This is a genomic window from Paenibacillus pabuli NBRC 13638 (assembly GCF_001514495.1).
GTDB lineage: Bacteria > Bacillota > Bacilli > Paenibacillales > Paenibacillaceae > Paenibacillus > Paenibacillus pabuli.
The window spans coordinates 169,738-184,282 of record NZ_BCNM01000006.1 but is presented as its reverse complement, the minus strand read 5'-3'; the positions used below and the strand labels follow the sequence as shown (position 1 = coordinate 184,282).

The following is a 14,545-nucleotide window of genomic DNA, read 5'->3' as shown; positions in this document are numbered from 1 at the left end:
TCTTATTAGTTTAAACCGAAACAGGCGGATCACAAACGTGGGCCGCCTTGAAATATGCAAATATCACCACATTGTAGCAATAGCATGCAGGGTGGGAGTGATTATTGAGCAGTCAGAATCACAGGGCCATCCGCAGTAATGGCAATGGTATGCTCGTATTGGGCAGACAGACTTCCATCCTGGGTACGTGCCGTCCAACCATCCGAGTCCAGCTTGCTGCGATACGTACCGATGTTCAACATCGGCTCAATCGTAATAACCATACCTTCCTTGAGACGCGGGCCCCGATGTGGAGGGCCGTAGTGAGGTACTTGAGGTTCCTCATGCATCTTCTCACCAATTCCGTGACCGATAAATTCACGCACAACCGACAGGCCTTCGCCTTCCGCATATGTTTGAATCGCATTGGAAATGTCTCCGATCCGGTTGCCAACCACTGCCAGTTCAATCCCTTTGTAAAGGGAAGTTTTGGTCACATCCAGCAGGTGCTGCGCTTCAGGAGTAACTTGACCCACGGCGTAAGACCATGCGGAATCGGCCAACCAGCCGTTCAGATTCACAACCATATCAATTGTAACGATATCGCCGTCCTTCAGCGCATATTTTCCCGGAAATCCATGACAGATCACATCATTAACCGATGCACATGTCGCATACTGGTATCCGTTATATCCCTTTTGCTCCGGCGTGGCGCCATTTTTCTTCATAAACGCCTCTGCAAACTGATCGATCTCTTGTGTTGTGATCCCCGGGCGAATCATTCCTGCGATTTCTCTATGGCATGCGGCAAGAATCTCTCCGGCCTTTTTCATATGTTCGATCTGTTCTTTGGTCTTCAACGTAATCATTACAACTACTCCTTGTCCGTTAAAATCTTATCCTGTCTTCTATTGTAACGCGAAACGTTCAAAATAAAAAATTCCGTGTAGTCATCAACATTCTATTATACGCCAAGCCATTGTCCAATGAATACATTTCTCGCGAAAAAGTGAAACCCCTTCCGGGATAACCCCGTATAAGCTAAAAACGGTTGAAGACGAAAGGATGAACTTTGATGTTCAAAAAGATTATAGGCAAACTTCTCGATTCTAAATCTTCATCTCACCGTAGGCGTAACAGCTCATCGGATCGACGATCTTATAAACGTTACAGCAGTTCTTCAGGCAAACGTGGGTACAGACGTTATTCGTCCTCGGATGTAAAACACCGGGATAACCGACATGGCTCCGATTATTATAAAAGCAGAAAATACAGCTCCAGCTAAGCTGCTGCCACTGTATTCCAACAGCATTGTTCTTATCAGCTAGCCCAGTGCCAAAATAATTAATAGGCATATGTAATAAAGGGGGTCTGCCAGCCGTATTGCACGGTCAGCGGAACACCCCTATTTTATTTCTGATACGTTATGAAACTCTCATAAAAAAAGGAAAAAGACCCCTGCAGAAAGACACCCAGAGGTCATGAATAGCAAATATATAGGATAAGCAGCGTTTCGTTTACCGCATATTCAGCAGCATACACTCTATCTCGGCCTGTAATTCCGCAGCCCCTGCTTCATAACAAGGACGCAGCCCCAGAAGTCGCTCCAGCATATGGCGCAATTCAGGTGTGAGCTCAAGTTCTTCCTGCCAACTGGCAGGTTTCCGACCCTTCTCCGGCTCATAAGCCGAATACAGCATAAACAGCAGAAAATGACCGAGATCCTGCAAATCCTGCTCAGGGGCGGCCCGTTCGTCATCAGGCTCGGGCAATTCACGCATCCGGCGTTTCAGCTCAGGCAGCAGCAGCTCCCCCATGCGCCGTGCCAGGCCAAAATCAATCAGATGAACTTGCCCGTTACGCAAAATAACGTTCGGGATACGTACATCCCCATGGATAAATCCCTGCTCATGAACATGAGCGATGGGAGTCAGCAGCAGGCTTACCAGTTCCAGACATTCCCGCTGCGTATAGGTTCGGCCTTGCTCAAATATATACTGCTCCAGTGTCTCCCCCCGAACATACTCAATAACGATATAACGGCGTCCCCGGTAGGTGAATGAGTCCAGCAAATCCGGAATGGACGGATGATTCATACGGTTCATCACATCCGCTTCCCTGGCCAGCAGCCGTGCAGCAAGTTTGCCCTTGCTGGGTTTGGATTCTTTTAACGCCACATCCCTGCCGGTCTGTGCATCGGTACAGAGATATGTCAGTCCATAGCTCCCCATGCCGAGTAATGCATGTATCGTATAACGGCCTGCAATCATCGTACCTTTCCGCCGAGGGCGGTCTGTCCATAGGCCCAGCAGTCTTTGCCAGCTTCGTCGCAGCTCCACAGATCCTCCCATGCCAGCCGTCTGATCTCAACCTTATCTTGTATAAACAGGGTAGATCAGCAGCCAGTCTTCTTGATGTTGTATGGAGACTATTATATCAAGCTGGTTGGACGAAATCACGACATGCCCAAACCTCGCTCTCAGGCTTCTTTATGCTTCTTTGGCAGCAGGCCAAATAACATGCGCAGAGATGTCCCCTTGGGTTTGCGTTTTCTGCCCTGAAAGCTGCGCAGATTGGTGACCAGTTCCCGGTCCCGTTCCTCTTCCAGCTTCTCGTTCATCCATAAGCGCTGTTTCTCCATCTGCTCCTGGAGAGCAAGATGGGTATCCGCCAGATGCTGCAGTGTTAACTCCAGCTCGTCCACCCGCTGTTGCAGCAGTTGCACGCGATCATCCTGCTGTTCTACAGCACCGTGAGTCACTTCACTTACCAGTTGTCCAAGTCCTTCATAAGCTCTTAGGGTACCCGTTAGCATCGGTTCAGGCCCCTCAGGGAAAACCTCGGGCACGACGGCTGCCGCACATTCCTCCACTGAAGAACTTTCGATTGCCATCACAGGCACATCCGGAGTCAATACGGTAACCACTGCATCCGCCAGGGGCAGGTTATGCTCCCTGAGTTCTGTCATGAGTCGTTCAATGCACAAGATATCATCTGATTTAAACAACCTGGATTTATTGGCGGAGCGCTCGAATCGGTACCCCTGTTCCTCAAGTGCTGCCGCATATTTACGAAGAGTACTGGCACCAATGCCCAGGCTCTTGGCCGTTTCCGTCGTTGCTCCTGCTTCTTCGATCATTATTATTCCCTCCCGGAATGAAGTCTTTTTGAAAACAAGATGGTGGCGTCAGTGTTCCCTTCTGAAACTGTCATCGGATCGGGTCAACCTGTCTCATGGATCAAATACACATTTCATTGGCTTGTCCGTATGTATTCGTCAGCTTCCTTTCAGAACCCTTTGACGCATTTCTTCTGTTTCTGTGGTTTCATAAGAACTTTTGTCGGGCCTCTTATTCGTAAAAATAACCCTCTATCCGACATCAAACATGAATGCTGTCATGTCGAAATTCGGCCATGCAAATGCCGTCGCAATGGATAAGATATACTATCCATGTCAATATTGTTAACTCCACCACTCCAATTCGCTCCCGCGACAGAGGATATCATTGCTGCACGGCTTTTCCATGTGTTATCTTATGTAACGTAGAAGCTGTTTCTGGCATAAAATAAAGGACTATACTTAACATAAGTCTCATCAAAAACGGATAAATCAAATGTAAATGGGGGCTGAACGGCAGTGTTAGGCAAATCAGGTAAAGTAGCGGTGATCGGGGCGGGACTTGTCGGTTCAAGTTGTGCGTATTCCATGATTAATCAGTCGATATGCAGAGAAATTATGATGGTTGACCGGACGTATGACCGTGCTGTTGCGCAGGCACTGGATTTTTCCCATTGCATGGATTTCACACATAACCGAACGAAGGTTTATGCTGGCACTTATGCGGACTGCGGCAGCATGGATGTCATTGTACTGACTGCCGGAGCGAATCCGAAGCCGGGACAGACTCGCCTTGATATTTTGGAGGAAGCCGAGTCCATTGCCAAAGATATTGTCGTTCCCATCATGAATAGCGGATTTCGGGGAATTTTTGTCGTCGCGGCCAATCCGGTTGACATAGTAACTTATATGGTATGGAAGCTGTCCGGCCTTCCTCGTGAACGCGTCATCGGTACGGGGACGTCCATTGATTCATCACGGCTCAAAACGCTGCTGTCTGAGGTGTTCTCCATTGATCCACGCAGCGTGCATGGATACGCGCTCGGAGAGCATGGAGAATCCCAATTCGTGGCATGGTCGCATGTGACCATCGGAGGCAAACCGATCATGCATATTATGGAGCAGCACAAAGAACGTTTTAAACATCTGGATCTGGAGGATATCGCCCGCAAAACAAAAGATGCCGGGTGGGAAATCTTCACACGTAAAGGGTCCACCCAATTCGGAATTGGTAATGCACTCGCACACATTACCCGTTCAATTCTCAACGATGAGCACAAAATCATCGCCGTCTCTGCGATTCTGGATGGAGAGTATGGACAGAGCAACGTCTGTGCCGGTGTACCAGCCATTATCGGCGGGAACGGAATTCAGGAGATCATCGAATTGAATCTCGATACCGCGGAACGTGAGAAATTCGAGCGTTCCTGTGAAGTATTGTCGGGCAACATTAATCGTCTAACCCTGGTATGATCCATCCCTTCTGCAATGAAATAATCCTCAACTTGAATAAGCCGATGAGCTTCCGAGGCGGAGGCTTATTGGCTTATTCATTGCATGTTTACCTGTAATATATCCGTTCACAGCTCAGCTTGGTGCAAGCTGGGGTTCATCTGTCGGCCCCCATTGTTGAAGTACCCGTTTCAATTCACTCAGCATGACCGGTTTGCTAATGAAGTCACGCATCCCAATCTCCAAACAGGCTTCCTTGTCTTCGCGTTTGGCATTACCGGTAACCGCAATAATAGCGGGTATCCGCTCCTGCGGAATCAATCGGTGTACAAGGTCTGTCGCTTTGAGCCCATCCATGACAGGCATCTGCAGATCCATCAATACGATATCATAGGTATTCTGCGAAATGGCTTCGATCGCCTCGACCCCATTCGTGCATACATCGGCTTGATAACCAAGCTTCTCCAGATACTCTGTGAGAATTTTTCGATTAACCGGATGATCCTCGGCCACCAGGATACGCATCGCTACCTTATCGCCCTGGCGTGTACGATCATGGCTGAACTGGCGTACTGACTTCTCCGCAGATACATCTACACTTGTTGCAGGCACTGCGAAACGGAAGGTCGAACCTTTCCCCTCCTCACTTTCCACACTGATACTTCCACCCATAATTTCTACGAGCCGCTTCGATATGACCAGCCCGAGACCGGTACCTCCATACTTGCGGTTAATGACCGGGTGAAGTTGGGAGAAGGATTGAAATAGCTGATCCAGTTTATCTTCTGGAATACCAATTCCTGTATCCTTTACTGCAAAGTCCAGCACACTCGTTTCCGGACGGCTGCCGCGAATGATATCAACCGCGACATCAATACTGCCCTGATTTGTAAACTTCAAGGCGTTACTGACCAGATTGACGAGAATCTGCCGAATACGCATCGCGTCACCCACCATAAATTCAGGGATATCCGGATTAAGACGATACCGTATCTTCAATTGTTTCTCTTCTGCCCCAGGCGAGAACAGTTCCGCTACCTGCTCCAACATTTTGCGTAACGAGAATGGTTCGTAGGCCAGAGCCATTTTGCCAGACTCCAGCTTGCTGAAATCCAGGATATCATTCAGAATGTTCAACAATGCATCCCCGCTCTCACGGATGATCTCGGCATATTCACGCTGTTCCTCCGATAGATCGGTGCCAATTAATAATTCTGTCATGCCTACAATTCCGTTCATCGGTGTACGAATCTCGTGACTGACCATGGACAGAAATTCCGACTTGGCCTGTGCCGCAAGCTCAGCCGTCTCCTTGGCGCGCATAATTTCACGATCGCCAGTCACATCATTAAACACGATAACAGCGCCCTGGATCTGACCTTCGTCGATGATCGGTGTAACCTGGTATTCCACCAGGAAGCTTGTCCCGTCTTTACGCCAGAACACATCCTCCTTAACCGTACGGCACTGCCCATCCATCACTGTCATCTGAATAGGACATTCTTTTTTGGGGAAATAACTGCCGTCTGCACGGGAATGGTGAATGATGGGATGTGAGCTTTTGCCAATAAACTCTTCTACGGTATAACCAAACATGGATGCTGCAGCCGGGTTCATGAAGCGGGTAATCCCCTCTGCATCCAATCCATAGATCCCCTCTGTAACCGAGTTAAGAATCAGCGCATGCTGCTTGCTAAGTTCCTGAATCTGCTCCGTATAGTCCTTACGCTCCGTAATATCAGACAGAATTCCGTACACTCCCACGAGTTCCTGATCCACAATAATGGGGACATTAATGATGGATACATCAATCTTTCGGCCGCGAGCGTTCACGATCCGTGTTTCATAATGCTGGGGTTTACCCTGTTTGACCAGTTCAAAATAAGCTTTTCCGGCGTGAACTTCACACTCATCCAGATGAGTGAGAAAGGACTGACCCATCAACTGGTTTCGAGGGATGTCCAGCATTTTCACCAAATTGCGGTTCACTGCGTTATAATTCCCTACCAGATTCAACGAGTAGACCGCAGCTGGATTGTGCTCAAATAAGGATTTGTAACGCTGGCGGCTCTCCCGCAGACGTCTTTCTGCATCCTTATGCTGTGTAATGTCACGGCTGATACTTACGATCTGTGTGCCCTTGTGCACCTCTCCGGCTACTGGCTTCGCCAGGGTTTCCATCCAGATATAGTTCCCCTTCTTGTGCAGCACTCGCATCTTGCAGCCATTCCCCGTCGACGACAGTTCCTGCAGCACAGGATAATCCTCCGGGTGACAGTAATCCCTCAGAAGCCTTCCTGTCACCTCCTCTGGACGGTAACCGAGTAACGGATAGACAGAAGGGGAAACGTATAGCAGCTTGCCGTCCAGGGAGGTTGTAGTAATCAGGTCCTGAGCATGGTCAGCCAGCATCTGATACTTCTCCTGCGTTTCCTGCAATTTACGTTCCACTTCTACTATCTCGGTTACATCCTTAGCGATACCGTATATGCCTACAACCTCTTCTTGCTCCGTTATGGGTACATAAGTAATTTCGGCTTGTTTGAGAGAACCGTCTCTATGATAAAATGTGATCGAATTGCTGACTGAATGTCCAGCCAACACCTCATTAATATATTCTTTTCTTAAGTCCTCACTCTCAGGAGGACAGATTCGATCTCGATTCAACGAACGGAGTTCTTCAAAGGTATACCCTGAAATCCGCTCAATGGCGGGATTGGCATCAATATAGTTCCCATGGATGTCCATCACATATATGGCATCAGGATGATTAAAAAACAGTGATTGGTAAGAACTCCCCTCAGAAATAATGCGCTTTAGAGTTTCCGTTTTATTAATATCCAAGGCTTACCCCTCTTTTCTATAGCCTTAATCCATAAAACACCGGATAATTCTAACTTCCGGAAGAATGGGCTTATCCTCGAATAACCAGGTTAAGCGATATAGAAACAGCTTTTTATATTTTATCAGATTCCAGTTCAATTTTGCTTTACCATCTCTTTAACAAACCGCGTTAAAACGACAAAAAATCCCCTCTAGGGATACCTGCCGTCAATCATTGCGACATATACCTTTTAATTATAGAAGGGAAATTTTGCATGCATATTTATTAATGATATCTAGATTATTTCTTGTCGTTCAAATTTCTTTTTTTCTAAAATATATAACTCCGATTAGCATGAAGAGAACAGCACTGCCTCCAACGACCGCCAGCATCGTCTCAAGCGGAACATTGTAAGCTCCAAATCCCTCGCCTTCCATCGGCGTCATTAGGATCATCGGCTGCGCCCATGGGTAATACGGGCCAAACGTGACCGAGTTGACGATCAAAATATTGGGTACTGTCAACGCAAAATTCAATGCCAGCGGCGCCGCAAAGCTGCTCCATACCAATGAAACAAACATCTGCAGAGCGGTAAGCGGCAAACAGGCGAACAGGCCCAGCAACAACTTCTCCGCAAGGAATCCCCATGGCACAGGAGCTGTTATGCCCTGCAGCTGACCCGCCAGCAAAATGGAACCCAGCAACAATAGTTGCGTCCCCACCAGAAGAAGCAGCACGATTGTCAGTTTGCCGGCATATACGCCCGTACGGGTGAGCGGCAAGACCAACATCTGCTTCCATCCTCCTCCTGCATGCTCGAAGCGGCAGACAAAGGAAGTAAATACCCCCGTCAGAATCGGCAGCAACAATAAACCATGCAGGAAGACCATCGTTGTCATTAATACACGCCAATCCCCGGAGGGGGTGGATAACAGCCCAATAAGCAGCGCAATTAAGGGACTCAGCAGGATCAGAAGCCACACCGGAGACTTGATCATTTTCAGCCGTTCCGCGGACAGAATTCGGAAATAAGTTGTCGCAAAGCTCAATTAGGCCACATCCTTCCGGTTGAAATGCATCATGCCCAGCAACATGATTAACAAGCCCAAACCTATGCCCATACCTGCGTACATCCATGGATGGGGTCCATTCCAGGCCATTTGTGCCCAAGCCAGCGGGAAGTACGGTGAGATGCTGAGCGAGAACATCCCCATTATGGCCAGAATAATGCCCAGGGTTACGGGAAGTGCCTGATTTTTGGTGACCATCGTGAGCCATAGCTCCAATGACAATACAGGTAGTGCACCAGCCAAAGGCAGCAGCCCCAGTCTGATGGTATCCGTCCATGGTATCTCACCGGCATCGAATCCGAGCACCAGACCCAGACCCACCATCCCCACAGTCAACAATAGAGAGGAAATGATGAGCAAGATGCAAGCCAGCAAGAATTTTGCCAGATACACGGCTGTTCTCGGAATTGGCAATGCCAGAAGCTGTTTCCATGATCCCTGTTCATGTTCAACATTGGCAATCATCGAACTAAGAATGGTCGCCCCCAACATTAAGGCAAGAGGTACAAAAACGACCACATTGTTCAATAAGCCACCCCAAAGGTCATCCCCATACTGCTGTTTCAGATAATCCAGACGCAATCCGAAGTTCAACGCCTGCATTGCCGTCAGTCCAATGGGCGCCAGAAACACGAGAAACCAGATACCTTTGCCACGGATCTTGAGCCAATCGGACGATAATGCTCGGCCTGTCATACGGTCGCCCCCTCACCGATCACCCGCATGAACAAGTCTTCCAAGGATTGACGATGCTCTTCCACACGATAGACCGCATGATCCTGTTCAACCAACCGGCGTACCAGCAAGGCAATCGCGTTGTTATCCATATAAGGGAACGTCAGGGCCGCTCCTTGCCGCTCGCCGAACTGTCCCTGCTCCCTTGCAAGCTTTATTGCCTCTTCCGGCTCGGATACCGTCAGTCGAATGGAACTCCCTGTCTGGCTATGCAGGTTCGCAATGGTATCCTGAAGCACCATCTTGCCTTCACGAATAATGCCAACACGGCTTGCCATCTGTTCCACTTCACTCAGCAAATGGCTTGAAACGAGTACCGTAATACCATGTTCCAGTGGCATGCGTTTGATTAACTCCCGAATCTCCTGAATTCCCGCAGGATCGAGTCCATTCGTCGGCTCGTCCAAGATAAGCAGTTCCGGTTCACCCAACAATGCACTGGCAATGCCCAGACGCTGCTTCATGCCAAGAGAGTATCCTTTTACCGAGCGTTTCGCGTCGCGGGTCAGATCGACAATGGAGAGTACTTCGTCAATTCTCGATTTGGGGACATTGATAATCCGGCGAATGGCTTCCAGATTCTCCACCGCGTTCAGATGTCCGTAATACGATGGATATTCAACCAGGGAACCTACACGCCGCAGAATCTCCATGCGATCTTTGCGGATATCTTTGTCGAATATTCGGATGACTCCTTTGGTTGGTTTAATTAAGCCAAGAAGCATGCGGATGGTTGTTGTCTTGCCGGCACCATTGGGACCGAGGAAGCCGTAGATATCACCCTTTTTAATATGCAAGTCAAGTTCACGAACCGCCGCACGGTCCCGATATGTTTTCCATAAGTTAGCGGTTTGAATAATGTTATTACTCACTGTTAATCACCTCGGATAATATCGTAACCTTCCAAGGTTAAAACGAAGTTCTCTCCAAGTTTAAGTTTAGTTTAAATTAACAGTTGTTCGAACGTTAAGCTTCTATAAATAGATATATATTTGGACCCCTTCCGGCGAGCTAACCACCTTCTTGCGCAGTCCCATCTCACGAATCAGCAGATCTACAATGGATAAGCCCAAACCTGTTCCTTTCGTATCGGAATCCTCCTGAATTCCTGGTCCCCGATCTTGAATAACAAGCGCAACTCTTCCTTGGACCAGACTTGTCGATATGCCGATATACTTTCCGCTCGCTGCGTGACGAATCACGTTCTGAAACAGGTTATCAAGAACACGGCGAATGCCCTGTTCATCCACCTGCCACATTAATGGTTCTTCCGGCAGATCAATATCAATCTCATATTGTTCTTTCTCCCAAACAGGGTACCAAGCCGCAGCGGTCTCCCTAACAATTCGCAGGATGTCCTTCTGTTCCAGCTTCAAAGTATATTTCCCACTGGCGAGCAGGTTATATGACAACATGTTATCAATCAGCTCGCTCAAGTCGTCCATTTTGGCTTCCATTCGGCGCAATGAACTGTCCGCAGTTGGACTTAGCAACTCTTTGTGAAGAGAATGCATATGCCCACGGATCACCGTCAGCGGTGTACGCAAATCATGCGACAGCCCCGCAACGAGACGCTTGCGCAGCTGTTCTTCCTCCCGTTCCCGGTACAGGCTGTCTGTCAGCTGATGGACCATGGCATTGAATGATTCTTCCAACTGTCCGATCTCATCGGATCTGCGAATATCCACAGGAAGCGGAATACCTTCCTTCCCCGGAGTCATCATTGCTGTCTGCAGCCGAATGAGTCGCTTGCGAATTCGCGCAAAGAACAGGATCGACATGACAATGAAGAACAGGAAGATGATCATCATCAAAAGGCCCAAATACAAGAGTTCCATGGGCCAATTACTCTGTGACTTTTCCAGAAGATACCGCGGCACCTCAATCACCATAAAGCCCTGTCCCTTGTCCTTGTTGTCGCCTCCCACAAAAGAAACCACGGTTAGTGGATCACGATAGGAAGCCTCTTTCATAAAATCGAGGGCAGAGTTTGCATCCCATCGGCCGGGAATTCGGGTCACTGCCACATTCTTGTCATTCCGTGACCACTTCAACGTAGTTATCGTTATTCCGGCCTGCGTTGACTCTGTTACCTTAACGTCTTCCCCTCCGAGTATATATGCCGTTTCGCCCTTCTTGTTCACATAGTACATCGACGATTTTGGATATATGCCGTGTAACTGTTCCAACCTTTTATGAATCTCTTTCGGGGCAGTACCATCCAGTTCTTTGGATTCCCTGGACCACAGGTTGCTGATTTTCGTAGAATCTCCATAGGGCGCTGCAGTGTCTGTATTCGTATTATTCACCACCACCACATAGATGATGGATGTAATCGGAAGCACAACCGGAACAAATAAAACCGCAGCCAGAATCAGCAGCATATAACGGGACATCAGGGACCTTCCAAAGCGCAGCTTACGTTTCCCTGCCGAATTTAGATCCTTACGCCCTTTTTCCTTCATCCGCTCTCGTTCTCTGGATCTCCACTTCATGGCTTCTTCACGCGGTACCCTACACCGCGGATCGTTTGAATAACAGCAGGGTTCGCCGGATCAAGCTCCAGCTTCTCACGCAAATGTCGAATATGTACCATTAGTGTCTTGTCCCCGTCGAGATAAGGTTCATTCCAAACGGCCTCGTAGATCTGTTCCTTTGTACGAATCATGCCCATATGCCTGAGCAGATAGGCGAAGATATGAAATTGTTTCCCCGATAAAATAATTTCTTCCCCCGTCTCCTCATTGACGATCCGATGGTCCTTCTCATAGATGGACAGATGATCCAGTTTTACGACCGTTTCGGACGAGACTGCCGTTCCCGCCTTCCGCAATTGAACTTCAATTCGCGCAGCGAGTTCATCGGGATGAAACGGCTTGGTTACATAATCATCGGCAAAATCCAGCCCATGCAGCTTGTCGTCAATGGACGTTCTGGCTGAGAGCATCACGATCGGGACGGACGGGTGTTCCTTTTTGAGCCGCTGACCTACCGTAAATCCATCCAGCCCTGGCAGCATGACATCCAAAATAATCAGCGAGCAGGCCCCGGCCGCTTCAGCCGCACCCTCACCGCTTCCAAGCCATACCACCTCATAACCGCGTTCCTCCAGATCAGCTCTGACCCATGTCGCAATTTCTAAATCGTCTTCAATATATAGCAGTTTTGTTTTCATCTGTGAATTCGTTTCCTTTCAGTCCCCTTTGGGTTAATTATATATCTGAACATAATGGAGTAAGCTGTATGTATAAACGAAACGATGCTCCGCATATGGGACACTCCGTTCATGTTATTTGTATTATACCTTAATCTCCAGCTTCACAAATATCATGTCATAGCGTTCATGAAGTACATACTACATGCATAGACGGGAGGAATTTTAACATGCTGCTGGAAGCCATCTATCATCAACCCAAACGGAATTGGGCCTACGCCTACGACAAGGATACCGTTCGTCTGCGTCTTCGCGCCAAAAAGAATGATCTCACTGAGGTATACGCCATGACTGGCGATAAATACGCATGGGAAAATACCAAAGAGCTTATTCCCTTGACCAAATTCACCTCCGATGCCATGTTTGACTACTATGAGGGTGAAATAAAGCCTCCCTATCATCGCCTGAAGTACTCTTTTTTGCTGAAAAGCGGAGACGAGCAGCTCTGGATGTCCGAAACGGATTTCCAGGAACATGAACCCGATGATCCCGGACAGATGTTTCAGTTCCCCTATATTCATCCGGGTGCTGTTTTTACACCGCCTGCGTGGGTGAAGGATGCTGTTTTTTATCAGATCTTCCCCGAGCGTTTCGCCAATGGCAACCCTGAACTTAATCCAGAGAATGTCGAGCCTTGGGGCGGTGAACCTACACCATTTAACTTCTTCGGCGGGGACCTCCAGGGTGTGATGAATCATCTGGACTATCTCAGCGAGCTGGGCATTAACGCAATCTATTTCACCCCCATCTTCGAAGCCACCACCAACCATAAGTATGATACCGAGGATTATCTGCGGGTAGACCGGCATTTCGGTGATGCAGACACCGTCAAACGACTGGTTAAGCTATGCCATGAGCGTGGCATTCGGGTGCTCCTGGACGCAGTGTTCAACCATTCCGGGAAGACGTTTGCACCATTTGTGGATGTGCAGGAGAACGGAGAAAAGTCCAAGTACAAGGACTGGTTCCACGTACACGAGTTCCCGCTGGATGTGAAGGATGGCATTCCTACCTATAAGACCTTTGGATTCGAGCCTCACATGCCGAAGCTGAACACGGAAAATCCCGAGGTCAAAGACTATTTGTTGAAGGTCGCCGAGTATTGGATCAAGGAAGTGGGTATGGACGGCTGGCGTCTGGATGTTGCAGACGAAGTGGACGACGCGTTCTGGCGCGATTTTCGCCGAGTCGTCAAAGCTGCGAATCCGGATGCGTATATTCTCGGGGAGATATGGAATGAATCCTCAGCCTGGCTGCAAGGTGACCAGTTCGACGCATCCATGAACTATCCGTTTACCGATGCTGTGAATGGTTTCTTTGTCAAAAATAAAATGGATGCTGAAGCATTCGCGAGCTCCATCGGCCGACAATTGTCTCGTTATCCGCTTCAGGCGAGCGAAGTGGCGTTCAACCTGTTGGACAGCCATGATACCCCGAGGCTGCTCACGCTATGCGAAGGGGATCAGCGCAAAATGAAACTGGCGGCCCTGTTCCAGTTCACGTACCTGGGTACGCCGTGCATCTATTACGGGGATGAGATTGGACTGGATGGCGGGGCTGATCCAGGCTGCCGGAAATGCATGGAGTGGGATGAAGCGAAGCAGGACCGTGAGCTGTTCACCTTTTATCAACAGCTCATCTCACTTCGTCATGCTCATCCTGCCTTGCGAGCAGAAGGTAAGGTTCGATTCCTCCAGGCCCGTACCGCGGGAAGCCAGCTGGTTCTGGAACGGCAGAGTGACGAGGAACGCATTCTCATTCTGTTCAATCGTTCGGAGGAGACGGCGATCGTTGAACTGGATGCAGGTGCCGGGGAATGGACCGAATTATTGGACGGCAACCACCGTACAGCCAGGGATGGTGATGTTCTGGCCATTGAGCTGCCTGCTTATGGGTATGCCGTAGTAAGAACGGAGATCAGATAAACGTTCCTGTTTTGTCTATAGCCTCTCATTGAATAAGAGAAGGATTGTTTGTATCTCGATTTAAAAACAGAGAAGCGCGCTAAGATCGGTTACCGGATCTGTAGGGCGCTTCTTGGGCATTCATTTTATTCGGGCTGGTCCAGCTGCTTCTGGAAGGGTTTTATTGGCTTTTCATATCAAAATGGTTCCTTATTCCGTTTATAATAAAAGACTCCAGCAGTTAAAACT

Annotated in this window: 11 protein-coding genes; 2 read left to right on the top strand and 9 right to left on the bottom strand. The window is 48.6% G+C overall.

Annotated elements, in window-relative coordinates; genetic code table 11:
- Positions 1-101: 101 nt before the first annotated feature.
- The 3 genes from map to PPA03S_RS10745 all read right to left on the bottom strand — a co-directional run bounded on the left by map (position 102) and on the right by PPA03S_RS10745 (position 3,118).
- The gene (gene map, locus PPA03S_RS10755; protein WP_062322603.1) at positions 102-848 is read right to left on the bottom strand and encodes a type I methionyl aminopeptidase; all 747 of its coding nucleotides are present in this window, start codon (positions 846-848) and stop codon (positions 102-104) included.
- 648 nt (positions 849-1,496) lie between these two features.
- Entirely contained in the window at positions 1,497-2,318 is an 822-nt protein-coding gene (locus PPA03S_RS10750) for a serine/threonine protein kinase (protein ID WP_062322601.1), read from the bottom strand.
- Positions 2,319-2,458: 140 nt separating this feature from the next.
- Positions 2,459-3,118 carry a polysaccharide deacetylase family protein gene (locus PPA03S_RS10745; RefSeq protein ID WP_062322599.1) on the bottom strand — a complete coding sequence of 220 codons (660 nt, stop codon included), beginning with the start codon at positions 3,116-3,118 and terminating at the stop codon, positions 2,459-2,461.
- A 498-nt stretch (positions 3,119-3,616) separates the two neighbouring features.
- On the opposite strand from PPA03S_RS10745, the gene PPA03S_RS10740 reads away from it, so the two are divergent.
- Positions 3,617-4,570 carry an L-lactate dehydrogenase gene (locus PPA03S_RS10740; RefSeq protein ID WP_062322597.1) on the top strand — a complete coding sequence of 318 codons (954 nt, stop codon included), beginning with the start codon at positions 3,617-3,619 and terminating at the stop codon, positions 4,568-4,570.
- 114 nt (positions 4,571-4,684) lie between these two features.
- Here the strand turns inward: PPA03S_RS10740 and PPA03S_RS10735 are convergent, their stop codons facing one another.
- The 6 genes from PPA03S_RS10735 to PPA03S_RS10710 form a co-directional block, all read right to left on the bottom strand.
- Positions 4,685-7,393, bottom strand: coding sequence for a PAS domain S-box protein (locus PPA03S_RS10735; RefSeq protein ID WP_062322595.1), 2,709 nt, complete (start codon positions 7,391-7,393; stop codon positions 4,685-4,687).
- A 294-nt stretch (positions 7,394-7,687) separates the two neighbouring features.
- The gene (locus PPA03S_RS10730) at positions 7,688-8,422 is read right to left on the bottom strand and encodes an ABC transporter permease (RefSeq protein ID WP_082704092.1); all 735 of its coding nucleotides are present in this window, start codon (positions 8,420-8,422) and stop codon (positions 7,688-7,690) included.
- Positions 8,423-9,139 carry an ABC transporter permease gene (locus PPA03S_RS10725; protein WP_062322593.1) on the bottom strand — a complete coding sequence of 239 codons (717 nt, stop codon included), beginning with the start codon at positions 9,137-9,139 and terminating at the stop codon, positions 8,423-8,425.
- Positions 9,136-10,050, bottom strand: a complete 915-nt coding sequence (locus PPA03S_RS10720) for an ABC transporter ATP-binding protein (protein ID WP_062322592.1) — start codon at positions 10,048-10,050, stop codon at positions 9,136-9,138. The genes PPA03S_RS10725 and PPA03S_RS10720 overlap by 4 nt, the downstream gene beginning before the upstream one ends.
- A 102-nt stretch (positions 10,051-10,152) precedes the next feature.
- On the bottom strand, positions 10,153-11,673 hold the full coding sequence (locus PPA03S_RS10715) for a HAMP domain-containing sensor histidine kinase (RefSeq protein ID WP_062322590.1): 1,521 nt from the start codon (positions 11,671-11,673) through the stop codon (positions 10,153-10,155).
- On the bottom strand, positions 11,670-12,353 hold the full coding sequence (locus PPA03S_RS10710; protein WP_062322588.1) for a response regulator transcription factor: 684 nt from the start codon (positions 12,351-12,353) through the stop codon (positions 11,670-11,672). Before PPA03S_RS10710 ends, PPA03S_RS10715 begins: the two co-directional genes overlap by 4 nt.
- A gap of 209 nt (positions 12,354-12,562) precedes the next feature.
- Between PPA03S_RS10710 and PPA03S_RS10705 the strand changes: the two genes are divergently transcribed.
- Positions 12,563-14,317 carry an alpha-glycosidase gene (locus tag PPA03S_RS10705; RefSeq protein WP_062322586.1) on the top strand — a complete coding sequence of 585 codons (1,755 nt, stop codon included), beginning with the start codon at positions 12,563-12,565 and terminating at the stop codon, positions 14,315-14,317.
- The last annotated feature ends 228 nt before the right edge of the window (positions 14,318-14,545 follow it).